Origin of the sequence: Nocardioides sp. Root682 (assembly GCF_001427795.1) — a bacterium.
Classification (GTDB): domain Bacteria; phylum Actinomycetota; class Actinomycetes; order Propionibacteriales; family Nocardioidaceae; genus Nocardioides.
Genome location: NZ_LMHJ01000003.1, coordinates 501,040 through 524,646, shown reverse-complemented (window position 1 = coordinate 524,646; position 23,607 = coordinate 501,040). Strand labels below are relative to the sequence as shown.

The window sequence follows — 23,607 nt, the reverse complement described above, 5'->3', positions numbered from 1 at the left end:
CCTGATTCCAGGCTCTCAGAGCGCCTCGACGTTCTTCACCAGCGCCGCAGCGGTGTGCTTGACCGCGACACCGACGACCGGCTTCACGGCGCTCTCGATCGCCTTGCCCGCGGGGCCGCCCGGCAGCGTGAAGCTGATCCAGGCCTCGAGCCGGGTCCGGTCCGCACCCACCGCGGTGAAGGTCCAGCGCTGCGTCGTCTGGATCCCCTTGATCGAGGTCAGCTCCAGCAACCGGTCCTGCTCCCACCCGGTGCACTCGATCCGCGACTTCAGCGCGACGCCGAGCTTCATCACGCCGTCGTACTGCGCCCCGACGCCGTGGACCTGCTCGGTCACGGGCTCGATCTTCTTCAGGCCGTACATCCAGTCCTTGGTGGTGCTGAAGTCGTCGACGTACGCGAAGACCTTGCTCACCGGGGCTGCGATCTCGACACTGTGCTCCACCACGTTGCTCACGTCGCGGATTGTGGCACGTGCGGCTCAGCGGGGCGGCGGCAACGCGTCGGTCGCCTCGAGCTGACCCATGCCGGTGACCATCAGCAGGTCGGCCACGATCGCCCGCAGCTGGGCCAGGATCGCCTCGGCCGTGAGGATCTCACTGCGTTCGACCCTCCCGGTCGCGGCACCAACGGCGAGCACGGTGTCCCGGGCAGCGCTGGCGAGCCGGTCGGCCGCGAGCTCGTCGGCCACGGCTTCGGCAGCCGCCGCGAGGTCGGCGGCGACCAGTGCGTACGACGACGGGACGGGCCGGTGCCGGTAGGCGGCGATCGAGGTCTGGCGCACCAGCACGCGGGTGCTGCGGAGCGCGCGGTCGAGCGGATCCACCAGCTCCACCATCTGGCGCAGCCCTTCGCGGTGCCGCACCCGGAAGGGCGAAGAGCTGACGACCGACATGCCTTCCTCCGCGGCCGACTGGAGCTCGCGGATCATCCGGTCGGTGGCGCGCGCGTCTGCCAGCAGCTCGAGGGCGGGCGCGACCTCGCCGTCGATCATCACGTCGGAGGCAGCCCGCAGCAGCGCGGCGATCTTGCGCGCCACGGCTGCCGCCTGTTCGCGCGGGCGCCGCAGCGGTGCGGCGGGCACGATCATCGCGGCCACCAGCGCGACGGCACCACCGATGAGGGCGTCGGTCCAGCGCAGGAAGGCGCCCCCCGCGTCGGGCATCAGCGCCGCGACCACGATCGACTGCACCGCAGCCTGGGTCACGAAGAGCTGGCCCGCGTCGAGCAGCAGGGCCGTCGACATGGACAGCAGCACGATCAGCCCGATCTGCCACCCGCCCGAGCCGATGCCGGCGACCAGGATGTCCGCGACGAAGACGCCGATGGCGACGCCGAGGGTGACCTCGACGACGCGCCTCAGTCGCTGGCCGTACGACGTACCGAGCGAGACCACTGCTGCGATCGGCGCGAAGAACGGCGTCTCGTGGCCGATCAGGTCGGCGGCGATCCACCACGCGACCGACGCGGCCACCGCGCACTGCAGGACGACCCAGGACTTGCCGCGCCAACGATCGATGCGACCCCGAACGGACAGCTGGCTGCGCGACCACATCCGGTCGAGCACCCCGTCAAAAGACGCCTCCACCCGCGCATCGTCCCATGGGCGAGGCGCGGGTGGAGGAGGGGTTCGGTCAGACGACCTTCGTCGGCAGCACCCGCTTCGAGACCACCGCGATGATGTCCTCGTAACGCGAGCCGGTGAACTTCTGGAAGTTGTGCAGGGCGTGGGCATCGAGGCCGACGAGCACCCGCGCCTGGTTCTTCGTGATGCCCTTGATGATGATCTCAGCGGCACGGTCCGGCGTCATCCGGGCAAGCTTCTCGTCGAACAGCTTCGCCGTTGCCGCCTGGTCCTCCTTGTCGGAGACCCGCGCGCTGCGGGCGATGGCGGTCTTGATGCCACCGGGGTGCACCGACGTGACGCCCACCTTGTGGCCGGCGATCAGCATCTCCTCGCGGAGCGCCTCGGTGAACCCACGCACCGCGAACTTCGTCGCGTTGTAGGCGCTCTGACCGGGCATGGCGAGCAGGCCGAAGAGCGAGGAGATGTTGACGACGTGACCGTCGCCGGACTCGATGAGGTGGGGCAGGAACTCCTTGGTGCCGTGCACGACGCCCCAGAAGTTGATCCCGACGATCCAGTCCATGTCCTTGTACGACAGGTCGGTCACGTCACCGGCCAGGGCGACCCCGGCGTTGTTGATGACGATGTTGACCTGGCCGAAGTGGGCGGCCACGTCGGCGGCGTACGCCACGAACCCCTCGCGGTCCGCGACGTCGAGGTGCGCGGTGTGCACGTCGGGCGCACCGGCCTTCTGCGCGAGCGATGCCGTCTCGACCAGGCCGGTCTCGTTCACGTCGGAGAGGGCCAGCCGCGCGCCTTTGTCCGCGAAGTTCAGTGCGAGCGCACGACCGATGCCGGACCCGGCACCCGTGATGACGACGACCTTGTTCTTGAAGTTCTTCACGCGCTGGCCTTTTCCTTGGTCTCGGTGGGACGGACTGCCTGGACGTCGTACTTGTCGACGTCGAACTTTGACAGATGCTGCCGGAACGCGAAGGTCTGTCCCGGCCACAGGGTGGTGTTGTTGCCGAACTTGTCGAGGTACCAGCTCGCGCAACCGCCGGTCTGCCACACGGTCGGCTTCATCCGACGGCGGATGTCGGCCGTCCACGCGTCCTGCGCAGCCTGCGTCGGCTCGACGGCGCCGAGGCCCTCGCGGCGCATCGCCTTGGCTGCTTCGACGACGTACTTCACCTGCGACTCGATGATGAAGATGATGCTCGAGTGCCCCAGCGCGGTGTTCGGGCCGACGAGCTGGAACAGGTTGGGGAAGCCGTTGATGGTGGTTCCCTTGTACGCCGCCATGCCCTGCTCGTCCCACAGGTCGGCGAGCGTGCGGCCGTCCCGGCCGGTGACGTGCTCGGCGATGGGCGGCTCGGTGACGTAGAAGCCGGTGGCGATGACGAGGACGTCGATCGGACGCTCGACGCCGTCCGCGGTCACCACGGCGTCACCGGTGATCTTGACGATCGGGTCGGTCACGAGGTCCACGTTGTCGGCGGCGAGCGCGGGGTACCACTTGTTCGAGATCAGGATCCGCTTGCAGCCGGCGCGGTAGTCGGGAGTGACCTTGGCGCGGAGCTCGGGGTCCTTGATGGCGGCGTTGATGTTCTTCCTGCCCTGGGCCTCGACGACCTTGAGCAGGTCGGGGAACTTCGCGAACGCCGGCACGCGGCCCTCGAGGGTCGAGTAGACGGCCGAACGCGCGGCCCGCTGCAGGCCGGGCACCCGTCGGAACGCCGTCTTCTCCAGGCTGGTGAACGACCGCTCGTTGCGCGGGATGATCCAGTTCGGGGTGCGCTGGTAGACGTCGAGGTGTCCGGCGACCTCCTGGAGCTCGGGGACGAGCTGGACCGCGGACGCGCCGGTGCCGATCACCGCGATGCGCTTTCCGGTCAGGTCGACGTCGTGGTTCCAGCGGGCGGAGTGGAAGATCTCGCCCTGGAACGACTCGATGCCCTCGACCTCCGGCATCCGGGGCTCGGAGAGCCCGCCTGCAGCGGAGACGATGGTCCGGGTGGCGTACTCGCGGGTGCCCTCCGGACCCTCGACCTGCACGACCCAGCGCTGGGCCTGCTCGTCCCAGCGCGCGTCGACGACGGCCGTGTCGAACACGAAGCGGTCCAGCGTGCCCGACTCGCGGGCGACCTTGCGGATGTACTCCAGGATCTCCGCCTGCGGCGAGTAGACCTTCGACCAGTCCGGGTTGAGTGCGAACGAGTACGAGTACAGCTGGCTCGGGACGTCGCACTCGGCACCCGGGTAGGTGTTGATGTGCCACGTGCCACCGACGTCGCTGTCCTTCTCGATCACGACGAAGTCGCGCTCGCCGGCCTCATCGAGCTTGATCGCCGCGGCCAGGCCGGCGAAGCCGGCGCCGATGATGAGGTGGTCGACCTGCGTGGAGCCCGTGGGGCTGTCGCTTCGTGAACTCATGGGAGAACGCTATTGCCACTATTGAATATCTGTCAATAGAATGGGTGGCGTGACCGCGCCCACTCCCAGCCGCACCCGGCTGACACCCGACGAACGACGCAGCCAGCTGCTCGACCTCGGCGTGCAGCTCCTCGCGACCCGCTCGCTCGAGGAGCTGTCCATCGACCTGCTCGCCGAGCAGGCGGGCATCTCGCGCGGCCTGCTCTACCACTACTTCGGCGGCAAGCAGGGCTTCTACGAGGCCGTCGTGCAGCGCGCGGCCGACGACCTCTACGCACAGACCGCTCCCCCCGACGAGGGCGAGCCGCTCGAACGACTCCTGGTCTCCCTGGCCGGGTACGTCGACTACGTGGTCACCAACGCGGCCGGCTACCGCTCCCTGGTGAAGGCAGCGTCCGGGAGCAACGACAACCTGCGCGCGATCTACGAGACCACCTTCGCCGCCCTCGCCGACCGGTTCTTCACCGCCGACCCGGGCGGGATGGTCCTCCAGGACACCCCGGCCGTCCGGCTGGTGATCCACGCGTGGCAGGCGATGGTCGAGGACCTCGTCCTCACCTGGTGTGACGACCCTGCGGGCCTGACCCGCGACGACCTGTTGCACCTGGTCACCGGGTCTCTCCCGACCCTCGTCGACCTGCTCCCCTGACGGACCGCCTCCTGCGGGGGTGGCGGGTGATGCCGACCAGACGCGGGCCGGAGAGCCGCTGCTCGACGCGGCGGGCCTCGCGCACCACCGGCTGGGCGACGTACTCCCCGAGGATCACGCCCGCGGCGAGGGCGATCGCGATGGACGCGGCCGTGGCCATCGCCAGCAGGCCGTCGGCGACCTGCTGTCCGCCCTCCTCGCCGAGGAGGAAGAGGCCGCGGTAGATCGAGAGGCCCGGCAGCAGGGGTACGACGGCGGAGACCACCACCACGAACGGCGGGACGCGGAAGCGCCGACCGACGGTGTAGCCGAACAGGCCGATCACGAACGCCGAGACCCCGACGGCCCACGTCCGACCGAAGCCTGCCTGCGCGACGGCCTCGGTCGCGGCGATCCCGACGCCGCCGAGGACGCCGACCGGCAGCAGGGTCCGCCACGGTGCGTACGAGGCGAAGGCGAACGATGCCGCCGCGATCCCGCCGCCGACAGCTGCGGCGGACAGGCTCACGAGGTCGAACCGGGGCAGCGCGAGCCGCGGGATCTCGAGTCCGACCGCCGCGCACAACGACAGGCCGCCACTGACGCCCGCGATGATGCCGGCCGTCGCCAGCACCGCCTCGAGCACCCGGGCGCCTCCGGTCACGAAGAACCCCGACAACGCGTCCTGGATCGCGCCCATGAAGCCGATCCCGGCGAGCAGCATGATGATGTTCGCCGTCACCACGAGCGAGGCGTTGAGGTGCACCCAGGGCTCGGCGAGCCGGGTGCAGGCCGAGGCCAGCACCGTCGCCACCACCCCACCGGCGATCTGCTGGTAGAAGACCGGCAGCCTGCGTCGGGTCATCAGCAGCTGCAGGCGGTCGATGCAGACGGCCGCCAGCATCGCCACGAGCACGACGACGGGCCCTCCCCCGAGCTGCAGCGCGATGCCGCAGCACATCAGCCCCCAGCCCAGCGTCGCCGCCCACCGCGGACGCACGTGCCCGGAGGACACGATCCGGGCGAGGGTCGTGCGCGCCTCCTCGAGGTTCATCCGGCCGGCCACGACGTCGCGCGCGAGCTGGTCGACGCGGGTGAGGTCCTCGTAGTCGATCTCGCGCTGGGTGACCTGGCGGATCTGCGTCACCGGCGACTCGTCGGGTCCTTGCTGCACGCTCATGGCGAGCGAGGTGAAGGTGACGTCGATCTGCGACTGCCGCACACCGAGGGCCCGCGACAGCGCGCGCATCGTCGCCACCACGTCTGCTGCACCGGCGCCGGAGGAGAGCAGCACCTCGCCGACCTTCAGGCACAGGTCGAGCGTGCGGTGCAGGGTCCGCGGATCGTCCACCCGACCATGCTCGCAGGTCGCCGGTCAGGCCCTACGCTGAGCGGGTGCGCATCGACTTCCACGGATCAGCAGCACCCACGCTGGGGGTGGAGTGGGAGTTCGCGCTGGTGGATCGGGACACGCGCGACCTCCGCAACGAGGCGGCCCACCTCTTCGCGCGGGCCAAGCCCCGGATGCCCGAGCCCGAGAAGCTCCACAAGGAGCTGTTGAAGAACACCGTCGAGGTCGTCACGGGGATCTGCCCGACGGTCAAGGACGCGATGGCGGACCTGCGCAACACGCTGCAGTACGTCGTCCCGGCGGCCGACGACCTCAACATCGACCTGTACGGCGCCGGCACGCACCCGTTCGCTGACTGGTCCGGGCAACAGCTGACCGAGGGACATCGCTACGCCGAGCTGATCAACCGCACCCAGTGGTGGGGCCGGCAGATGCTGATCTGGGGCGTGCACGTCCACGTCGGGCTGCCCGAGCAGAGCCGGGTGATGCCGGTGATGTCGGCGTTGCTCACCTACTACCCGCACCTGCAGGCACTGTCCGCGTCCTCACCGATCTGGAACGGGGTGGACACCGGCTACGCCTCGAACCGGGCCTTGATGTTCCAGCAGCTGCCCACCGCCGGCCTGCCGTTCCAGTTCGACCGGTGGGAGGAGTTCGAGCAGTTCGCGAGCGACCAGATCGTGACCGGCGTGATCGACGACCTGAGCGAGATCCGCTGGGACGTGCGCCCTGCCATCAAGCACGGCACCCTCGAGAACCGGATCTGCGACGGCGTCTCCACGCTGAGCGACATGTCGGCCCTGGTCGCCCTGATGCACTGCCTGGCGATCTGGCTCGACGACCGCGCGGCCGCGGGCGAGACGCTGCCGACGATGCCCCCGTGGCACGTGCAGGAGAACAAGTGGCGTTCGGCGCGGTACGGCGTCGACGCGATCGTGATCCTCGACGACAAGTCCAACGAGCGCCTCGTCACCGACGACCTCGCGGACCTCATCCCGCAGCTGGAACCGACCGCAGCGAAGCTCGGCTGCGAAGCCGAGCTGGCGTCGGTCCTGGACCTGCTCGACCGCGGGCCGTCGTACGCCCGGCAACGTGCCGTTGCCGAGCGCACCGGCAACGACCTGGTCGCCGTCGTCGACTCGGTGGTCACCGAGCTCCGCCAGGAGCTCGACCAGTAGCTGGCCGCCGCCGGCAGCGCGGTTCAATCAGTACCTGCGGGAGCCGACGAACTCGATGCGGCAGTCCTTGTCAGGACAGGTCGGCGTCTCCGCCCACACCAACGCCGACTCGAAGATCGCGCCGGTCGACTTCATCACCTGGACGCCCGAGAACTTCGTGTCGCCGTAGTGCTTGACCACGAACACCACGTCGCCCTTCCCGTCGCCGTCGACATCGCTGATGATCGCCCCCTGCAGGGACCGCGACCCGACCTTCGACTTGCCGGTGAAGCCGGGGACCGGCTTGAGCTGGCCGCTCGACACGTCGTAGACGGTGACGGTGAGCTCCTCGTCCACCGAGTTCGTGTCGACGCCGATGATGTTGATCGTGCCGTCGCCCGTCACGTCCCCGACCAGGAACGCCTCCTGGAAGACGCTCGACTTGTTGATCGCCCCGAGTGCGAAGGTCGAGCCCGAGGACGTGAGCAGCGCGTAGCCACGATCGCCGGAGTAGTACTTCGTGTAGGCCTCGTCGGTGAGCCGTTCGGCGGGCAGCTCCGCCCACAGGTCCGCGTCGCCGTCCTTGTCGAAGTCGCCCGCCGTGATCCTGGTGGCGTCGATGACGGCATTCGGGATCGACAGCCACAGCACCGGCGCCGAGAACGTGCCCTTGCCGTCGTTGGTCAGGACGGAGACGTCGACCACCTTGTCGTTCGGGCCGACGATCGCGAGGTCCTGGTCACCGTCCCCGTCGAAGTCGCCGTTGACCACGCGGATCTCGACGTCGCCGTAGTCCTTGAGCGAGGACAGCGACACCGTGAAGGTCTGCTCCCCGGGGAAGTCGGGATCGCTGGAGGACAGGGTGATCTGCTTGCCCGAGGCCACGAACTTCCAGGCGAGCTTCTCGTTGACACCGTCGGCGTCCCAGTCGACGTACAGCGCATTGGGCTCGTCATAGGGATCGACCGCGAGCTCGGCAAGCTCGAACCCGTTGCCGTTGCTGGTCGCCGTGATCTTCTTGACGTCGTCGTAGTCGAAGTAGACGTAGTAGAGCGCGTCACCGAGGTTGTCCCCGGTGATGTCGCCCTGGATGGCCTTCTTGCCCGTCGGCCCGTCCGGGTCGGTCCCTTTCGTGGAGGTCGAGTCGTCGTCCTTCCACGGCTGCACGACCGCGAGGGTCACACCGGCACCGACGCACAGGAGCAGCACGAGGCCCAGGGTGAGCCAGAGCCAGAGCTTGCTCTTCTTCGGCGGACCGGAGGAGTAGCCCGGGAAGGAATTGCCGTACGACGCGGGGTACGGCGCCTGGGCTGGCGTCTGGGCCGGCATCTCGAAGGAGTGACCTGAGGGCACGTGGCCGTAGGACCGCCCCGCGGCGCCGGGCTGTCCCTGCGGGACTGCGTACTGCTGCGGGGGCCCCTGGGGAGGCGGGCCCTGCGGTGCGGCAGTCACGGGCGGGGTGGCTGCCGGGGCTGCGGGGGATGCGGGCGGGGCTGCGGGCGGGGTCGCGGGCCGCACCTGCGTCGGTTCGGCCATCCGGCGCCGTTCCTCGGTCCAGCCCGAGCCGTCCCAGCGCCGCTCCCAGCCGCCGCCGTCGGGGTACCACCCTGCAGGGGTCGAGAAATCACTCACGCCGAGTCTCTCCCACGCCGACTCCCTCCTGAAACGTCGGAAGTGCTTGTGACGGTCCGCACGACACGCGAGTATCGAGGTCCTGCAACGAAAGGGGCCCTTGTGGTTTCTGCTCCCGCCTTCCGCCCGATCGACCCGACCTCCGCCGGCTTCCTGCTGGCCGAGAACCGCCACATGCCGATGCACGTCGGGTCGCTCCAGCTCTTCCAGAAGCCCGAGGGCGTGGGCCCGGAGTACATCCGCGAGATGTTCGAGTCGATGCGGGACACCGAGAAGGTAGCGCCCCTCTTCCTCAAGCACCCCTACCGGTCGCTGACCACCGCGGGTGCCCTGTTCTGGAAGGACGACGAGGCCTTCGACATCGAGCACCACGTGCGCCACAGCGCGCTCCCCCAGCCCGGTCGCGTTCGCGAGCTGCTGGACCTGTGCGGCCGGCTGCACTCCACCCGCCTCGCCTGGGAACGGCCGCTGTGGGAGACCCACGTGATCGAGGGCCTCGCCGACGGCCGGGTCGCGATGTACACCAAGCTGCACCACTCCCTCGTCGACGGCATCTCCGCCATGCGGCTGCTCGCGAGCGTCCTGTCAACCGATCCCGACCGCCGCAACATGCCCGCCCCCTTCGCCGAGGGCGCCTCGCGCAAGAAGAAGGAACCGGAGGCGGAGTCGCTGCCGGCGGCTGCCCTCGGTGCCGCCACCACCGCCGCGCGTACGGCGGCAGACCTGCCCGCCGACGTACTGCGCTCGGCGCTCAGCATCAGCGGTGAGGCCGCCGGCATGCCGATGGCCCTGATGAGGACGCTCCGCAAGGGCATGCGCAACGAGACCTCCGCCGTGTCGATGTCGGCGCCGCGCACGATCTTCAACCAGTCGATCACCGGCGCGCGACGCTTCGCTGCCCAGGACTGGCCGACCGAGCGGCTGCGGGCCGTCGGCAAGTCCACCGGCACCACGATCAACGACGTCGTCCTCGCCATGTGCAGCGGCGCGCTGCGGAGCTACCTCGACGAGCTCGGCGAGCTGCCCGACGTACCCCTCGTCTCGATGGTGCCGATCGGCCTCAACGCCAAGCAGGCCGGCCAGGCGTCCAGTGCCGGAGGCAACGCCGTCGGCTCGATCATGGTGCGCCTCCCCACCGACGTCGCCGACGCGGGCGAGCGGCTCCGGTCGATCAGCCGCTCGATGAAGGACGGCAAGGAGGCGCTGTCGTCGATGACACCGCTCCAGATCGTCGCAATGAGCGCGATCGGCATGACGCCCTCGATCGTGCTCCCGCTGCTCGGCCTGCAGGGGATCGTGCAGGCACCGGTCAACCTGGTCATCAGCAACGTGCCCGGCCCGCGCGTGCCGCACTACTGGAACGGCGCGCGGCTGGTCGGCAACTACCCGCTGTCGATCCCGATCAACGGCATGGCGCTCAACATCACCTGCACGTCGTACGACGGCAGCATGGCGTTCGGGCTGACCGGTTGCCGTCGTACGGTCCCCCACCTGCAGCGGCTGCTGACCTACCTCGACGACGAGCTCGCGGCCCTGGAGAAGGCGGCCGGGATCAGCTGACTATTCGGGGCTGAGTCCGCCGCCGACCCGATCCGCGACGGCCTGGAGTCGCGCTCGGGTGATCGAGGCGACCGTCGGGTAGCCGGCCCGTTCGGCGTTCGAACCCATGCGGGTCGGCTCGGCGGAGTTCACTGACAGACAGGTACGGCGACCGCCGTCGGCCACGTTCGCGAGGGCGACCGCATGACCGGTCGTCCCGCTGCCGGCGAAGTAGTCCAGCACCCGGCAGTCGGCCGGCATCGTGTCGAGGATCCGGCGGACCAGGCCGGTCGGCTTCGGCGACTCGAAGACGTGCCCGAGGATCTCCTTGAGCTCGGCGACCGCCGTGTCCGTGGACCCGATCTCCTCGGCCAGCCAGATGGTGCGGAGCTTCTTGCGGCGACCGCCCACGGGGTGGCGCCAGTCGCGCTGGTAGACGTCGACCCGTTCACCGCCCGCGCCCTGCACCACCCGGCACTCGAGGTCGTCGGGCCGCTCGTCGATGCGGGGCCGTGACCAGCGCCAGACGGCAGGAGCCCCGTCCCCGAAGACGGGCTTGACCTCGACGGCCCCGTCGAACGGGGCGGTGGCCACCCGGCCGCTGACCGGATCGCCCCAGACGGCGAAGTGCAGGGTCGGCGCGGTCAACGGGTTGAACTTCTTGTTGGTGTTGCGCAGTGGGAGCCGCCGGTAGCGGCGACCGTCGTCCGCCACGAGCGGGAAGTCCGTCTCGATCACCGTGCTCGTGGAGGACGCGTCGAGCACACACGTCGCGGCGTCCTTCGCGTAGGCCAGGACGTACTCGTGCGAGGTCGCGAACCCGCGCCCCAGCTGCCGACCCTTGGGGTTGAGGTTCACCACGATCTGGGCGAGGAAGTTCGCCTCGCCGTACACGTCGTCCATCAGCAACCGCAGGTACGCGACCTCATGGTCGTCGATGCTGACGAAGATCGCCCCGGTGTCGGCGAGGACCCGGTGGCCGGCGGCCAGGCGCGGGCGCAGGTAGTCGGCCCACGCCTGGTGGCGTCCGGCGGTCCCCGCGCCGCGGGCGCCCTTGAAGTCGTCGTTGTAGGCGAACCCGTTGCCGGTGTTGTAGGGCGGATCGAGGTAGATCAGGTCGAAGGAACCGGCCGCGAGCGTGGGCAGTACGTCGAGGTTGTCGCCCTCGACGAAGGTGTTCCACGGTGGGCCAGCCATTCGGGAATCCTCGCACGCGTTGTCCACAGGTCGGTGTCCGCGCGGTTGCGGCTCAGTTCCTCGCATCAGAGGGTCAGGACATGGACGATCAGCGCCGACAACTGGCGAACACGCTCGCACTCCAGGGCGGTCTGGTGACCCGATCTCAGCTCACCGAGATCAGTTTCCAGGATCACGACGTCGCACGCATGCTGCGCCGCCGCGAGCTGGTTCGCGTCCACCCCGGCGTGTACGTCGACCACACGGGTCCCCTGTCGTGGCACCAGCGGTCGTGGGCTGCAGTCCTCGCTTGCTGGCCAGCCGGGCTCCGCGGATCCTCGGCGCTCCGCTCGTCCGACCCACGCCGTCGCAACGACGCCGACGACCTGTCGCCGATCGAGGTCGTCGTCGACTGGCGCCGCAGTCCCAAGGTGCCCGGCGTCGACGTGCACCGGAGCCGCGACTTTCCGGCGAACGTCATCTGGTCGACGTACCCACCGCGGCAACGCACCGAGGAGTACGTCCTGGACCTGGCTTCCGATGCACCGACGGACCTTGCCGCCGTCGGTCTGATCGCCGACGCGGTCGGCGGGCGCCGGGTGAAGCCGGCCGATCTGCGCAGGGCGTTGAACGCCCGAGCGAGGATCGCTCGACGCACCTTCCTCAGCGCGGTGATCGATGACGCGGGCGCCGGCACGTGCTCGGCGCTCGAACACGGCTACCTCCACCGCGTCGAGAGGGCGCACGGCCTGCCTGCAGCGGGTCGACAGGTGCACGAGTCGGCCAAGGGGTCGCTCTATCGCGACGTCGTCTATCTCGCGTTCGGCCTCATCATCGAGCTCGACGGGCGTCTGCACCATTCCGGGATTCGCAACCGGGACCGCGACCTCGAACGCGACCTGGACGCCGCCGTCGCTGGACGGGACACCGTGCGACTCGGCTGGGGGCAGGTGTTCGGCGGCGAGTGCCAGACAGCACCGCGCATCGGTGCCCTCCTGCAGCAGCGGGGGTGGAAGGGAGCAGCGAGCGCGTGCCCCGCCTGCGCCTGAGCGAATCATTGTGGGGTCCTGCGTTCACCCGGTGCACGTACGACCCCACAATGATCGGCCGACAATGTCCGGGAGAATGGCGAGGTGGCCCGCCGTACCTTCTCCCGAGCAGAGCTCGAGTCGTTCCGGGACGCGGAGGTTCCGGACCTGCTGCCGACCACCCCGGGAGAGCCGCTCCGGCTGCTCTTCGTCGGCATCAACCCGGGGCTGTGGACGGCCGCGACGAGCACGCACTTCGCCCACCCGGGCAACCGTTTCTACCCGGCGCTGCTGCGCGGTGGAGTGATCGAACGGCCCATCGATCCGGCCAACGGGATGACCGACGAGGACCGGGCGATGATGCGTGAGCGGGGCATCGGGATCACCAACCTGGTGCGCCGGGCGACGGTCAAGGCGTCCGAGCTCACCGCCGTCGAGCTGCGCGCCGGCGGTGCTGCACTGACCGCGCTGGTCACCGACCGACGGCCGCGGGTGGTCGCCATCGCCGGGATCACCGCCTACCGCACAGCGTTCGGGCAGCCCAAGGCCGTCATGGGGCGCCAGCCGGACGACCTCGCCGGAGCTGAGCTCTGGGTGGTGCCGAATCCCAGCGGTCTGAACGCCCACGAGACCGTCGCGACCCTCGCCGACGCGTACCGCGAGGTCGCCGAGGCAGCCGGGATCATCTGAGCGCGTCCGTCAGGGCGCGGAGGTCACCTCGACCGACTCGTCACCGGACACGCTGACGACCATGGAGACCACGCCGGTCTCCCGGTCGGCATCGATGCGCAGGGAGTAGGTGTAGATGTCGTCGGTCTTGGTGAGGGCGTCCTTGACGGCCGCGATCATCGTGGCGGCATCGATCGTCGAGAGGTCGAACGGCCGCGGCTGGTAGTCGTCGTAGTGGCTCTTCTCGACCCGCACCTCGTAGCCGTCGACGTAGTCGTTGGTCTCGAAGTAGCGCGACTCCCGCTTGTTCGGGTCGAAGTACTCGACGGTCAGGTCGTACTCGCTGAGCCGCACGGAGACGGCGTCCTTGCCCTCGACCTCCAACGCCTCGGCGAGGCCCTCACCGATGAACTCCTCGGTAAGCAGCGAGGTGTCGATCTCCCCGCTGGGGTCGTCGTCACCCGAGTTCGCCGCGACGATGATCCCGACGACGACGGCGAGGCTGACCACCCCGATCAGCAGCCCCACCCAGCCGCTGAGCTGCACACCGGACTTCGCCTTCGGCTTCGGCGGCATGACCTTCGAGGTCGCTGCCTTCTTCGGCCTCGACCTCGGCTTCGGCTTCGGCGTTGACGCCCCGATGGGCTGCCCCGTCTCGTCCCGCTTCTCGGCAGGGGGTCGGTACCGGCTCCACCGAGAGTTCTTCGCCATGCGGTGACCCTACAAAGTGCCCTGCTGCTCGAGGAATCCGTGGACGAGCGAGACCGCAGAGGCTCCCTCACCGCTCGCCGACGCGACCCGCTTCATCGAACCCGAGCGGATGTCGCCGGCGGCGAAGATCCCCGGCACGCAGGTGGCGAGGTTCTCCGGCGGCAGGTCGTCGATCCAGCACTCGGTGGGTACGTCGCGGCCGGTCAGCACGAACCCGTGGACATCACGTCGTACGTCGTCGGGCAGCCAGTCGCAGTGCGGAGCAGCACCGATCAGCAGGAACAGCCCGCCGGCACCGACCCGCTCCTCGGCCCGGGTGCGGACGTCGCACAGCTGCAGCCAGCCGAGCTGCCCGCTGTCGTCGGGGCCGCCGTCGATGATCTCCGTGCACGGCCGAACGCTGATCCGCGGGTTCCACTCGATCTCGTCGATGAGGTACCTCGACATCGTCGAGGAGAGGTCCTCGCGACGGATCAGGATCGTGACCGAGCGGGCGAACCGGGCCAGGTGGACGGCCGCCTGACCGGCGGAGTTGCCGCCGCCGACGACGTACACGTCGCGGTCCTCCATCTCGCGTGCGGCGGTCATCGCGGCGCCGTAGTTCACGCCGGCGCCGACCAGCTCCTCGAGGGGAGCGACGCCGAGGCGGCGGTAGGCGACGCCGGAGGCGATCATCACGGCGCGCGCATGCACCGAACCGCCAGCCGTGACGAGGGTGTGCGGGGCGCCGTCGACGCCGGGCACCAGCGCCTCGACCGGCCAGCCGGTGAAGAAGCGGGCGCCGAACCGGATCGCCTGCACCCGGGCGCGCTGCCCCAGCCGCGTCCCGGAGATGCCGCGCGGGAAGCCGAGGTAGTTGCGGATCATCGAGCTCGTGCCGGCCTGGCCGCCGATCACCTCGGACTCGAGCACGATCGTGCTCAGGCCCTCCGAGGCGCCGTACACCGCGGCCGCGAGGCCTGCCGGGCCGGCACCGACGACCGCCAGGTCGACGACCGTGTCGACCTCGATGTCGGAGGGTCGGCCGTAGATCAGTGCCGCGAGGTCACGCACCGAGGTCGGGGCGATGATCGGGTTCTCCGCGAAGGGGCGGGCCGCCATGTGCACCAGCGGGTACGGCGCCACACCGTCGGGGCCGTCGTACAGGGCGATCGCCGCCTGGCCCTGGGGGCTGTCCGGCGGGTAGGTGCGGTGCGGGAACCCGGTGCGGTCCAGGAAGTCGCGGATCGCCAGGGCGAGCGGCGAGGCGTCCGGCGTGATGATCCGGACCGAGTCGATCACCGAGGCAGCAACAGTCGCGCCCCAGTCGCTCAGCAGCTCGACGATCGCGTAGTGGAACTCCTCGTCGCGCCGGCCCTGCGGCAGCACGAGGTAGGTGTCGAACTTGCCCTTCTGCAGGTACGGCCGCAGGGTCACCGAGTCCGACGCGAACCGCGAGATCGGGATGGCCACGACGCGGCGCGCGGTCGGGACGAGGGTGCGCCACTCGTGCATCGCCATCAGCATGTTCTGGTCCGACAGCTCCGACTCGGTGACGAGCATCGCCACCGCCTGCCCGCGCTCGACCGCCTCCCGCAACACGGCGCTCGCCTCCGCACCGGTGGTTGCGGCGCGGACGTCGTAGTCGTGCTCATAACGACGGAACTGCTCGGTCAGGACGGCGATCTCGTCGGCAGAGACGAGGAGGATGAGAGGGTCGGCCACCCCCACATCCTCCCCGACCTGTCCAGTCAGTTCACGAGTCAGATCACCGGTCAGATCACGAGGTTGAGGGCGAGCACGAACACGAGGCCCGTGACGGAGAGCAGCGTCTCCATCGCCGACCAGGTCTTCAGGGTCTGCCCGACGCTCATCCCGAAGTACTCCTTCACCAGCCAGAAGCCGGCGTCGTTGACGTGGGAGAAGAACACCGAGCCGGCGCCGATCGCCAGCACCATCAGGGACACCTCGCCGCTGGAGAGCTGGTCGGTGAGCGGCGCGAGCAGGCCGGACGCGGTCACGGTGGCGACCGTCGCGGAGCCCGTCGCGAGCCGGATGAGCACGGCGACGAACCAGGCCAGCAACAGGACGGAGATGTTCGAGTCGGCGACCCGCTCGGCCACGATCGTGCCGATGCCGGTGTCGACCAGGGACTGCTTGAAACCGCCACCGGCGGCGACGATCAGCAGGATCCCGGCGACGCCGGGCAGCGAGGACTCGAGCGACTTCGCGACCCCGTCGCGGCCCATGCCCGAACCGAGGCCGAGCGTGAACATGGCCACCACGACGGCGATGGCGAGTGCGATCAGCGGCGTACCGAGGACGTCGAGGGTACGGCGGAGCGGGTCGGTCGCGTCGTCGATGAAGATGTCGGCCAACGCCTTGCCCATCATCAGCACCACCGGCAGCAGCACGGAGCCGAGGGTGACCGCGAACGACGGCCGGTTCGGCACGTCCTCCTGGTCGTGGGCCTCGAAGCGCTCGGGAACCGCCACGTCGACGTACCGCCCGACGAGGCCGAAGACCGGGCCGGCGATGATCACGGTGGGGATGGCGATGGCGACACCGAGGGCGAGCGTGGTGCCGAGGTCGGCGCCGAGGTAGTCGATCGCGGTGAGCGGACCGGGGTGCGGCGGCACCAGGCCGTGCATGGCCGAGAGGCCGGCGAGGGCCGGGATGCCGATGGTGACCAGGGACTGGCCGGAGCGACGGGCCACGAGGTAGATCACCGGCATCAGCAGCACGAGGCCGATCTCGAAGAACATCGGCAGCCCGATGATTGCGCCGACCAGGGCCATCGCCCACGGAAGGGCGCGCGGCGAGGCGTGCCGGATGATCGTGTCGACGATCTGGTCGGCGCCACCGCTGTCCGCGAGGATCTTGCCGAACATGGCGCCCAGCGCGATCAGGATGCCGACGCCTGCGGCCGTGGAGCCGAAGCCCCCGGTGTAGCTGGCGAGCGCGGTCTCCACGCTCACCCCGGCGGTGATGCCGACGGTGATGGCGCCGGCCGTCAGCGCGAGGAACGGGTGGATCTTGCCGGCGATGATCAGCGCGACGATGACGCCGATGCCGAGCAGGGCCGCGAAGACCAGGCGGCCTTCGGACGCGACCGGCTCGACGAGGTCGGTGCCGGCGGCGAGGACGAGTTGGGCGGACATGACGTGCTCCTCAGTTGGTCGGTGCCGCGGCGGCGCGGTCGACGTATTCCTGGACGATGGCGTCGACGTCCTGGTCGACGTCGATGACGAGTCCGGCCTCGTGGCTCGCCAGCGGCTCGAGCGTGTCGAACTGCGAGTCGAGCAACGAGGACGGCATGAAGTGGCCCGGCCGGCTGGCCTGGCGCCGCGCGATGACCTCGCGCGAGCCGTGCAGGTGGACGAACGTGGTCCGCGGTGCGTGATCGCGGAGCCGGTCGCGGTAGTCCACCTTGAGGGCCGAGCAGCTGACGACGCCGCCGTGGCTCTCGTGAGCGGCGAGCCACTCCCCGATCGCCTCCAGCCAGGGGCCGCGGTCGGTGTCGTCCAGCGCGATGCCGGCGGTCATCTTCGCGATGTTGGCGGGCGGGTGGAAGTCGTCGGCGTCGGCGAAGGGCACGCCGAGACGTTGCGCGAGCGCGGCCCCGACGGTGGACTTGCCCGACCCGGACACGCCCATCACGACGATCTGTGGGGGCTGTGGGGGCTGCGGGTTCATGCTGGTCATTCCGCCTCCTGTGGGATGTGCTGGCCGTCACAGTGTGCGATGATTAATCTGGTTTTATCAAGACCTTGGACCAATAAATCTGATTATTGGAGGAGCGATGGCGCGGACCGCGCTGCACGACAACGTGCTCGACGCCCTCGGCGAGCGGATCGTCAGCGGCGCCCTCGCCGCGGGGACGGTGCTGACCCTCGACGTCATCGACAGCGAGTACGACGTCAGTCGCTCCGTGTCGCGCGAGGCGGTCCGCGTGCTCGCCTCGATGGGGATGGTCGCCTCGCGGCAGCGCGTCGGCGTGACGGTCCAGCCCCGGACCTCGTGGCGGGTCTTCGACCCGCGACTGATCCGCTGGCGCCTGGACTCCGAGGACCGGGTGGCCCAGCTGCGGTCCCTCGGTGAGCTGCGCAGCGGGTTCGAGCCGGTGGCCGCCGGTCTCGCGGCCGTCAGGGCCACGCCCGAGCAGTGCGGCGCCCTCGCCACCGCCGCCAGCGACATGGTCGTGCACGGCAGGTCCGGCGACCTGGCGGCCTTCCTCGCGGCCGACGTGCTGTTCCACCAGCTCGTGCTCGAGGCGTCCGGCAACGAGATGCTCGCCGCCCTCGACGGCGTGGTCGCCGAGGTCCTGACGGGCCGTACCCATCACCACCTGATGCCGGCGCACCCCAAGGACGAGGCCATCGACCTGCACGTCGAGGTGGCCCGCGCGGTGCGCTCGGGCGACGCCGTTGCGGCCCGTGCCGCCATGGCCGCGATCATCGAGGAGGCCACGGTCGCGGTGACCGATGGCAACACTGATGTCCGCACGGATGCGGACAGCGGCCCGGAGTCGACTAATGTCGGTTGAGTCATGGAGAACACGCCGGAACTTGCAGACCTGATCGATCTCATCCAGGCGGAGGAGCACACCGTCGAGGAAGTGCTCCCCGGTGTGCTGCACGTGAAGGGCCGGTTCTCCAACCCGGAGCGGATCGCCCTGCGCGCCGCGGCCGACGCGGGTGACCGGCCGATCGCGGTCTGGGCCACCAGCCACCGCGAGGACTGGACCCTCATCGCCTGGGACCGCCCCGACCTCGTCGCCGTCAACCAGCGCGGCGCCACCCCCCAGCGCTGGCGGCACCGCGAGCTGCCCCCCACGCTGAGCCCGGACGCCCAGACCTTCCTCGAAGGCTCGTCGTCCTCCTTCGACATCGAGACCCGGCCCAAGCACCAGCCGACGTCGCTGGCCCGCTCCGTGCTGGCGCGCTTCGGCATCACCGAGCCGGCCCCGCCGGGCTGGGTCGCTCCCGTCATCGAGGTGCCGGCCGTGGTCGAGAAGCTCGTGCCGGTCAAGGCGCCCCGCGCGCCCCGTGCCACGAAGGCCGCCGCTGTGCCGCGCACGCCTGCCAAGCCGGCCAAGTCGGACGTCGTCTTCAAGATCTGCCCGACCTGCTTCATGGCGCTGCCGTCCACGGGCGTCTGCGACAACGGCTGCTGAGACCCGCCATGCTGGGTGCATGAGCGACTCCTCGACTGCTCCCACCACCCTGCGCGCGATCTCGCGCGTCGGCATCGCGATCGCCCTCGGGGGCGCGCTGATCCAGCTGGTGCTCGGGATCTACTACCTCGCGATGGCGCACTCGCCGTCGCCCAACGAGCTGCCGATGGGCATCGTCGGCAGCCAGGACCAGCAGGACCAGCTGACCCAGCAGCTCGAGGCCGACGGCGCCTTCGAGGTCGAGCCGTACGACGATGCGGCCGCGCTGGCGCAGGCGATCCGCGAGCGCAAGGCGTACGGCGGGGTCGCCTTCGACGGGCAGTCCCCCACGCTCTACGTCGCCTCGGCGGCCTCCCCGTCCGTGGCCAACCTCTTCAAGGCGAAGTACACCGCGGCCTACCAGGACGAGATCAGGTCTCAGGTCGAGGCCCTGACGGCGGCCGGTGCGGACGTCCCGGTCGCCACGCTCGCGGCCCTCACGACGCCGCCACCGGTGACGGACGTCGTACCGCTTCCGCAGGAGGACAGCGGCGGCAGCTCGCTCGGCTTCGTGATCCAGGCGTTGTGCCTGGGTGGGTCCATCGCGTCGCTCGCCCTCGGCCGGCTGCGGGGATCGACCGAGCGGTCGACCTTGCGCGGCCTCGGTCACGCGTCGCTGCTGGTGGTCTACGCGTTGTTGTCGTCGGGAGTCGCGTTGCTCGCCCTGTCGTTGTTCGGCGTGGGCAAGGGCGCCGACCACCTCACCCTGTTCGGCGGGCTGGCGCTGATTTCCCTCGCCGTGACCGCGTCCACCGCCGCCTTCGTCGCCCTCCTCGGACCGGCCGGGTCGCTGATCGGCGGCCTGTACTTCACGGTCGGGCTGATCATCTCCGGGTCGTCGATCGCGCCGGAGATGCTCCCCCACTTCGGCCACACCATCGGCCAGCTGCTGCCACCGGGGGCGGGAGCGACGGTCGCCCGCGACGCCCTCTACTTCCCCAGCGCATCGACGGCGTCGGCGTTCGTGGTGCTCGGGCTCTACTCCCTGCTCGGCCTGCTGGTGATCCTGGTCAGCAACGCCGCTGCCAACCACACCCGCTTCACCAGCATCCTGCGTCGATCGGCGGAGTCATGAGCGAGCGCAACGTGCTGGGCGGGGACCTGGAGCCCTGCGGGACCGACCCGATGACCGGCTTCCACCGCGACGGCAACTGCTCGTGCGGGCCCCAGGACGTCGGGCTGCACGCGGTGTGCGCGGTGATGACCGAGGAGTTCCTCGCCCACCAGATGGCGGTCGGCAACGACCTGTCGACGCCGCGCCCGCAATGGCAGTTCCCGGGCCTGAGCCCCGGCGACCGGTGGTGCGTGGTCGCGGCCCGCTGGCTGCAGGCGTACGCCGACGGCGCGGCCGCCCCGATCGTGCTCGCGTCGACGAACGAGCGGGCGCTCGAGCTGATCCCGCTCGAGGTGCTGCAGTCGCACTCCGTCGACGTACCCGACGACCCGAGCGGACTCTGAGGCTCAGCCCGTCAACCGGCTCCGGCTGCGAGATCACGCGGGGTGACGACCACCTCGAACGGATCGGCGGCACGCCACGTCTCGTCGGGCGCCACATCGGCGACGTCGACATAGACACCCTCACTGAGGCGCCAGGCCACCAGCCGGAGCTCGTCAGGATCGACCACCCAGTACGACGGCACACCCGCACGCTCGTAACGGGCACGCTTGAGGTTGAGGTCGATCAGCCGCGAGCTCGGCGACAGGATCTCGACCGCGAGCAGAGGCGGCTCCATCAGCTTCCGCCCGACGATCTGGGCAAGCGGCGCCACCAGGAGGTCAGGCTGCACGACGGTGTCGTCCGCGAGCACGATGTCCGTCGGGGCGCTCAACACCTGAAGGTCCGCCGGTGCGGCGTTCAGCAGCAAGTGCATCAACCGCGAATGGACCAGTTGGTGGCGCAGCAACGGCGCGGGCGACACGATCAGCGTCCCGTCGATGAGCTCGTAGCGGTGCCCGTCATCGGGCATCGCATCGAGATCGTCGACCGTGAGAGGTCGGCGCGGGAGGACCGTCACAACAGTCATGGTGCCTCATTTCGGCAGAGCGGTCAGCCCGCTGCTGCGAGGTCGTCGGGGGCAGCCACGCGGAGCTCGACGTCATTGGCGAGGTGGACAGGCCAGCGACCGTCGACGGTCCTTGCGAGTCCGCGCGCCCAGGCAAGGTCGCCCGCCGTACGCCCCGCGCCGCCGGGGCGCGCGTAGAGGAACGCGCACGAGTGCTCGTCATCGACGATGTGCTCGAGCATCACCGCGACGGACTCGATCTCCACCGGACTGGGGTGCAACGGGACGTCCTTGATCTCGAGGACGTGGAGCGGGCGGTCGCCGTCGATGAAGAGCAGCCACAGCTGCGGTACGGCGAACCCCAGCTCCCCCATCAGGGCGCGCCAGGTGTTCTCCAGCGAGGTCTGGTCGGTCAGCGGCGGCATCTCGTGCGGCGGACGGAGGGGCGGGATCTCGGAGCTCTGGTGATCGGTCATGGCGCCAGCCTGCGCCAATTCGGGCGCGGGCGTCGGCGCTCATCCACAGGCCCGCGCGACCGGCCGGGTCCCGCAGGCCAGGAGGGTCAGGCGGTCGGGCCCCACGCGCTGCCGAGCACCTCGCGGTGCGTGGGCAGCGCGGCGTCGTACACCTTGCGGCCCTGGTCGGTCAGGCAGACGTAGACGCTGCGGCGGTCCTGGTCGCACGCCGAGCGCTCGACGAGGCCGTCCTTCTCGAGCCGGGTGATCGCCCGCGACAGCGCGCTCTGACTGAGGTGGATGTCCTGGGCGAGCTCGGCCATGCGGTACTTGCCGCAGTTGGCGTCGACGATCCGGTCCAGCGTCTCGAACTCGCTGAGCCCGATGCCGTGCTGGTCCTGCATCGCCTTCTCGAGGGCGCAGCTGACGACGGCGTGCCGGTCCAGCAGCTCGCGCCACTCCGCGAGGAGCGAGCTCGCAACGGGCGCCTTCGACATGACCGCATCCTAGCCATCCGGTTACATCTATGCAAGCGCATTATTTGCGCTTGCATTCAATGCATGTGCATGGAACGCTACTCGTCATGTCCTCGACAACCTCGACTCCACCCTCCACGACCGGCGCGATCCGCTGGTCCGTTCGCACCTGGGGTCTCCTGATGACCCTGTGCATCGTGCTGTTCCTCGACGGCCTCGATGTCTCCATGATCGGCGTGGCGCTGCCCTCCATCGGCGCCGAGCTCGACCTCACCACCTCCTCGCTCCAGTGGCTGATCAGCGGCTACGTCCTCGGGTACGGCGGCCTGCTGCTCGTCGGCGGACGGACCGCCGACCTGCTCGGTCGGCGCAAGGTCTTCCTGATCGCGCTCGCCGTCTTCGCCGTCGCGTCCCTGCTCGGCGGCGTCGTCAGCTCGGGCCCGCTGCTCATCGCGACGCGGTTCATCAAGGGCCTGGCCGCCGCCTTCACCGCGCCGACCGGCCTGTCCATCATCACGACGAACTTCGCCGAGGGCCCCGCCCGCAACAAGGCGTTGTCGATCTACACGGTGTTCGGCGCGGGCGGCTACTCGTCCGGCCTGCTGTTCGGCGGCCTGATGACCGGCGTCGGTTGGCGCTGGACGTTCCTGCTGCCGGTCCCGATCGCGCTGCTGGCGCTGGTGGCGGCGTACTTCCTGGTCCCGCGGGACAAGCCGGTCGCCGAGGGCGGCCACGACGTGCTCGGCGCCGTCACGTCCGGCGCGGCGATGCTGCTGCTCGTCTACACCGTCGTCTCGGCGCCCGAGGCCGGTTGGACCTCAGCGCGCACGATCGGTTCCTTCGTCGCCGTGGCCGTGCTGTTCACGGCCTTCGTCGCCATCGAGAAGCGGATCGCACACCCGCTGATCCGCCTCGGCATCCTGCGCAAGTCCACGTTGGTGCGCGCCAGCATTGCGATCGTCGCGGTCGGCGGGTCCTACTTCAGCTGGCAGTTCATCGTGACCCTGTTCCTCCAGGAGACCCTGGGCTGGAGCCCGCTGGAGCTGGCCCTCGCCCTGCTGCCGATCGGCCTGATGGTCACCCTGTCGGCGATCTACTCCGACAAGCTGGTCGACCGCTTCGGCACCGCGCCGATCATCGCGGTGACGATGACGGTGATGGCCGTCGGCTACCTGCTGTTCGTCCTGCGCCTGGACACCTCGCCGTCGTACGTCGGCATGCTGCTGCCGGCGCTGCTGCTGATCGGCATCGGCTGGGTGGGCTTCCCCGCCATCAACATCCAGGCCACCAGCGGCATCGATGACGACGAGCAGGGCCTTGCCGCGGGCGTGCTGCAGACCTCGATGCAGGTGGGTGCAGCGATCGTGCTGGCGGTGACGACGGCGATCATCTCGAGCGCCCAGGACGCCACGTCGGCGACCGAGGTCCTCGACGCCTACCAGCCCGGGCTCCGCTTCGCGGCCGGCGGGTGGGCGCTGGCCCGCCGTACCGACGACGCCCCGGTGGCTGAGGTCGAGCCAGAGCTCGCCGGAGCGGCGTAGACGTGAGTTGGGTGGGTGAGAGTGACCCAGGGTCACTCTCACCCA

Annotated in this window: 24 protein-coding genes; 10 read left to right on the top strand and 14 right to left on the bottom strand. The window is 69.8% G+C overall.

Annotated features, from left to right (window positions below):
* Nucleotides 1-15: 15 nt before the first annotated feature.
* The 4 genes from ASD84_RS17790 to ASD84_RS17775 are packed head-to-tail and all read right to left on the bottom strand — an operon-like array spanning nucleotide 16 to nucleotide 4,002.
* On the bottom strand, nucleotides 16-456 hold the full coding sequence (locus ASD84_RS17790) for an SRPBCC family protein (protein WP_162251562.1): 441 nt from the start codon (nucleotides 454-456) through the stop codon (nucleotides 16-18).
* 24 nt (nucleotides 457-480) lie between these two features.
* Nucleotides 481-1,587: an FUSC family protein gene (locus ASD84_RS17785; RefSeq protein WP_082573765.1), complete on the bottom strand. Its 1,107-nt coding sequence runs from the start codon at nucleotides 1,585-1,587 to the stop codon at nucleotides 481-483.
* A gap of 46 nt (nucleotides 1,588-1,633) precedes the next feature.
* The gene (locus ASD84_RS17780) at nucleotides 1,634-2,470 is read right to left on the bottom strand and encodes an SDR family NAD(P)-dependent oxidoreductase (RefSeq protein ID WP_056713290.1); all 837 of its coding nucleotides are present in this window, start codon (nucleotides 2,468-2,470) and stop codon (nucleotides 1,634-1,636) included.
* A complete protein-coding gene (locus tag ASD84_RS17775; protein ID WP_056713288.1) occupies nucleotides 2,467-4,002 on the bottom strand; it encodes a flavin-containing monooxygenase in 1,536 nt (511 codons plus the stop codon). The genes ASD84_RS17780 and ASD84_RS17775 overlap by 4 nt, the downstream gene beginning before the upstream one ends.
* A 40-nt stretch (nucleotides 4,003-4,042) precedes the next feature.
* Here ASD84_RS17775 and ASD84_RS17770 point away from each other — a divergent pair, with 40 nt between their 5' ends.
* Nucleotides 4,043-4,651, top strand: coding sequence for a TetR/AcrR family transcriptional regulator (locus tag ASD84_RS17770; RefSeq protein WP_056713285.1), 609 nt, complete (start codon nucleotides 4,043-4,045; stop codon nucleotides 4,649-4,651).
* On the opposite strand, the gene ASD84_RS17765 is transcribed toward ASD84_RS17770, so the two are convergent.
* Entirely contained in the window at nucleotides 4,611-5,981 is a 1,371-nt protein-coding gene (locus ASD84_RS17765) for a threonine/serine ThrE exporter family protein (protein WP_082573763.1), read from the bottom strand. The genes ASD84_RS17770 and ASD84_RS17765 overlap by 41 nt on opposite strands.
* A 44-nt stretch (nucleotides 5,982-6,025) precedes the next feature.
* Here ASD84_RS17765 and ASD84_RS17760 point away from each other — a divergent pair, with 44 nt between their 5' ends.
* The gene (locus ASD84_RS17760; RefSeq protein WP_056713282.1) at nucleotides 6,026-7,159 is read left to right on the top strand and encodes a glutamate--cysteine ligase; all 1,134 of its coding nucleotides are present in this window, start codon (nucleotides 6,026-6,028) and stop codon (nucleotides 7,157-7,159) included.
* Nucleotides 7,160-7,186: 27 nt separating this feature from the next.
* Here the strand turns inward: ASD84_RS17760 and ASD84_RS17755 are convergent, their stop codons facing one another.
* On the bottom strand, nucleotides 7,187-8,770 hold the full coding sequence (locus ASD84_RS17755) for an FG-GAP-like repeat-containing protein (RefSeq protein WP_156392080.1): 1,584 nt from the start codon (nucleotides 8,768-8,770) through the stop codon (nucleotides 7,187-7,189).
* 102 nt (nucleotides 8,771-8,872) lie between these two features.
* Between ASD84_RS17755 and ASD84_RS17750 the strand changes: the two genes are divergently transcribed.
* Nucleotides 8,873-10,330: a WS/DGAT/MGAT family O-acyltransferase gene (locus tag ASD84_RS17750; protein ID WP_235531162.1), complete on the top strand. Its 1,458-nt coding sequence runs from the start codon at nucleotides 8,873-8,875 to the stop codon at nucleotides 10,328-10,330.
* On the opposite strand, the gene ASD84_RS17745 is transcribed toward ASD84_RS17750, so the two are convergent.
* Nucleotides 10,331-11,506: a site-specific DNA-methyltransferase gene (locus tag ASD84_RS17745; RefSeq protein ID WP_056713278.1), complete on the bottom strand. Its 1,176-nt coding sequence runs from the start codon at nucleotides 11,504-11,506 to the stop codon at nucleotides 10,331-10,333.
* 80 nt (nucleotides 11,507-11,586) lie between these two features.
* Between ASD84_RS17745 and ASD84_RS17740 the strand changes: the two genes are divergently transcribed.
* Together ASD84_RS17740 and ASD84_RS17735 are read left to right on the top strand one after the other, a co-directional pair.
* Nucleotides 11,587-12,534: a type IV toxin-antitoxin system AbiEi family antitoxin domain-containing protein gene (locus ASD84_RS17740; protein ID WP_056713276.1), complete on the top strand. Its 948-nt coding sequence runs from the start codon at nucleotides 11,587-11,589 to the stop codon at nucleotides 12,532-12,534.
* 84 nt (nucleotides 12,535-12,618) lie between these two features.
* A complete protein-coding gene (locus tag ASD84_RS17735) occupies nucleotides 12,619-13,203 on the top strand; it encodes a mismatch-specific DNA-glycosylase (RefSeq protein WP_056713274.1) in 585 nt (194 codons plus the stop codon).
* Nucleotides 13,204-13,212: 9 nt separating this feature from the next.
* Here ASD84_RS17735 and ASD84_RS17730 read toward each other — a convergent pair whose 3' ends face one another.
* From ASD84_RS17730 to ASD84_RS17715, 4 genes are read right to left on the bottom strand one after another with little or no spacing between them, the layout of a single operon-like run.
* Nucleotides 13,213-13,893, bottom strand: coding sequence for a hypothetical protein (locus tag ASD84_RS17730; RefSeq protein ID WP_156392078.1), 681 nt, complete (start codon nucleotides 13,891-13,893; stop codon nucleotides 13,213-13,215).
* Nucleotides 13,894-13,902: 9 nt separating this feature from the next.
* Nucleotides 13,903-15,597, bottom strand: a complete 1,695-nt coding sequence (locus ASD84_RS17725; RefSeq protein WP_082573762.1) for an FAD-dependent oxidoreductase — start codon at nucleotides 15,595-15,597, stop codon at nucleotides 13,903-13,905.
* Between the two features lie 50 nt (nucleotides 15,598-15,647).
* Nucleotides 15,648-17,033 (bottom strand): gluconate:H+ symporter, encoded by a 1,386-nt coding sequence (locus ASD84_RS17720; protein WP_056713271.1) that lies wholly within the window; start codon nucleotides 17,031-17,033, stop codon nucleotides 15,648-15,650.
* A gap of 10 nt (nucleotides 17,034-17,043) precedes the next feature.
* Nucleotides 17,044-17,577 carry a gluconokinase gene (locus ASD84_RS17715; RefSeq protein WP_235531161.1) on the bottom strand — a complete coding sequence of 178 codons (534 nt, stop codon included), beginning with the start codon at nucleotides 17,575-17,577 and terminating at the stop codon, nucleotides 17,044-17,046.
* Between the two features lie 97 nt (nucleotides 17,578-17,674).
* Between ASD84_RS17715 and ASD84_RS17710 the strand changes: the two genes are divergently transcribed.
* From ASD84_RS17710 to ASD84_RS17695, 4 genes are read left to right on the top strand one after another with little or no spacing between them, the layout of a single operon-like run.
* On the top strand, nucleotides 17,675-18,418 hold the full coding sequence (locus ASD84_RS17710; protein WP_056713269.1) for a FadR/GntR family transcriptional regulator: 744 nt from the start codon (nucleotides 17,675-17,677) through the stop codon (nucleotides 18,416-18,418).
* Nucleotides 18,419-18,421: 3 nt separating this feature from the next.
* Nucleotides 18,422-19,048, top strand: coding sequence for a hypothetical protein (locus ASD84_RS17705; RefSeq protein ID WP_056713267.1), 627 nt, complete (start codon nucleotides 18,422-18,424; stop codon nucleotides 19,046-19,048).
* A 19-nt stretch (nucleotides 19,049-19,067) separates the two neighbouring features.
* The gene (locus ASD84_RS17700) at nucleotides 19,068-20,162 is read left to right on the top strand and encodes an ABC transporter permease (protein ID WP_056713264.1); all 1,095 of its coding nucleotides are present in this window, start codon (nucleotides 19,068-19,070) and stop codon (nucleotides 20,160-20,162) included.
* On the top strand, nucleotides 20,159-20,545 hold the full coding sequence (locus ASD84_RS17695) for a DUF2237 family protein (RefSeq protein ID WP_056713262.1): 387 nt from the start codon (nucleotides 20,159-20,161) through the stop codon (nucleotides 20,543-20,545). Before ASD84_RS17700 ends, ASD84_RS17695 begins: the two co-directional genes overlap by 4 nt.
* An 11-nt stretch (nucleotides 20,546-20,556) precedes the next feature.
* Here the strand turns inward: ASD84_RS17695 and ASD84_RS17690 are convergent, their stop codons facing one another.
* The 3 genes from ASD84_RS17690 to ASD84_RS17680 form a co-directional block, all read right to left on the bottom strand.
* On the bottom strand, nucleotides 20,557-21,111 hold the full coding sequence (locus tag ASD84_RS17690) for a Uma2 family endonuclease (RefSeq protein WP_056713260.1): 555 nt from the start codon (nucleotides 21,109-21,111) through the stop codon (nucleotides 20,557-20,559).
* Nucleotides 21,112-21,134: 23 nt separating this feature from the next.
* Nucleotides 21,135-21,566 carry a hypothetical protein gene (locus ASD84_RS17685; RefSeq protein WP_056713258.1) on the bottom strand — a complete coding sequence of 144 codons (432 nt, stop codon included), beginning with the start codon at nucleotides 21,564-21,566 and terminating at the stop codon, nucleotides 21,135-21,137.
* A gap of 86 nt (nucleotides 21,567-21,652) precedes the next feature.
* Nucleotides 21,653-22,042 carry a MarR family winged helix-turn-helix transcriptional regulator gene (locus ASD84_RS17680; RefSeq protein WP_056713256.1) on the bottom strand — a complete coding sequence of 130 codons (390 nt, stop codon included), beginning with the start codon at nucleotides 22,040-22,042 and terminating at the stop codon, nucleotides 21,653-21,655.
* 86 nt (nucleotides 22,043-22,128) lie between these two features.
* Between ASD84_RS17680 and ASD84_RS17675 the strand changes: the two genes are divergently transcribed.
* Nucleotides 22,129-23,562, top strand: a complete 1,434-nt coding sequence (locus tag ASD84_RS17675; protein ID WP_082587108.1) for an MFS transporter — start codon at nucleotides 22,129-22,131, stop codon at nucleotides 23,560-23,562.
* Nucleotides 23,563-23,607 lie beyond the last annotated feature (45 nt).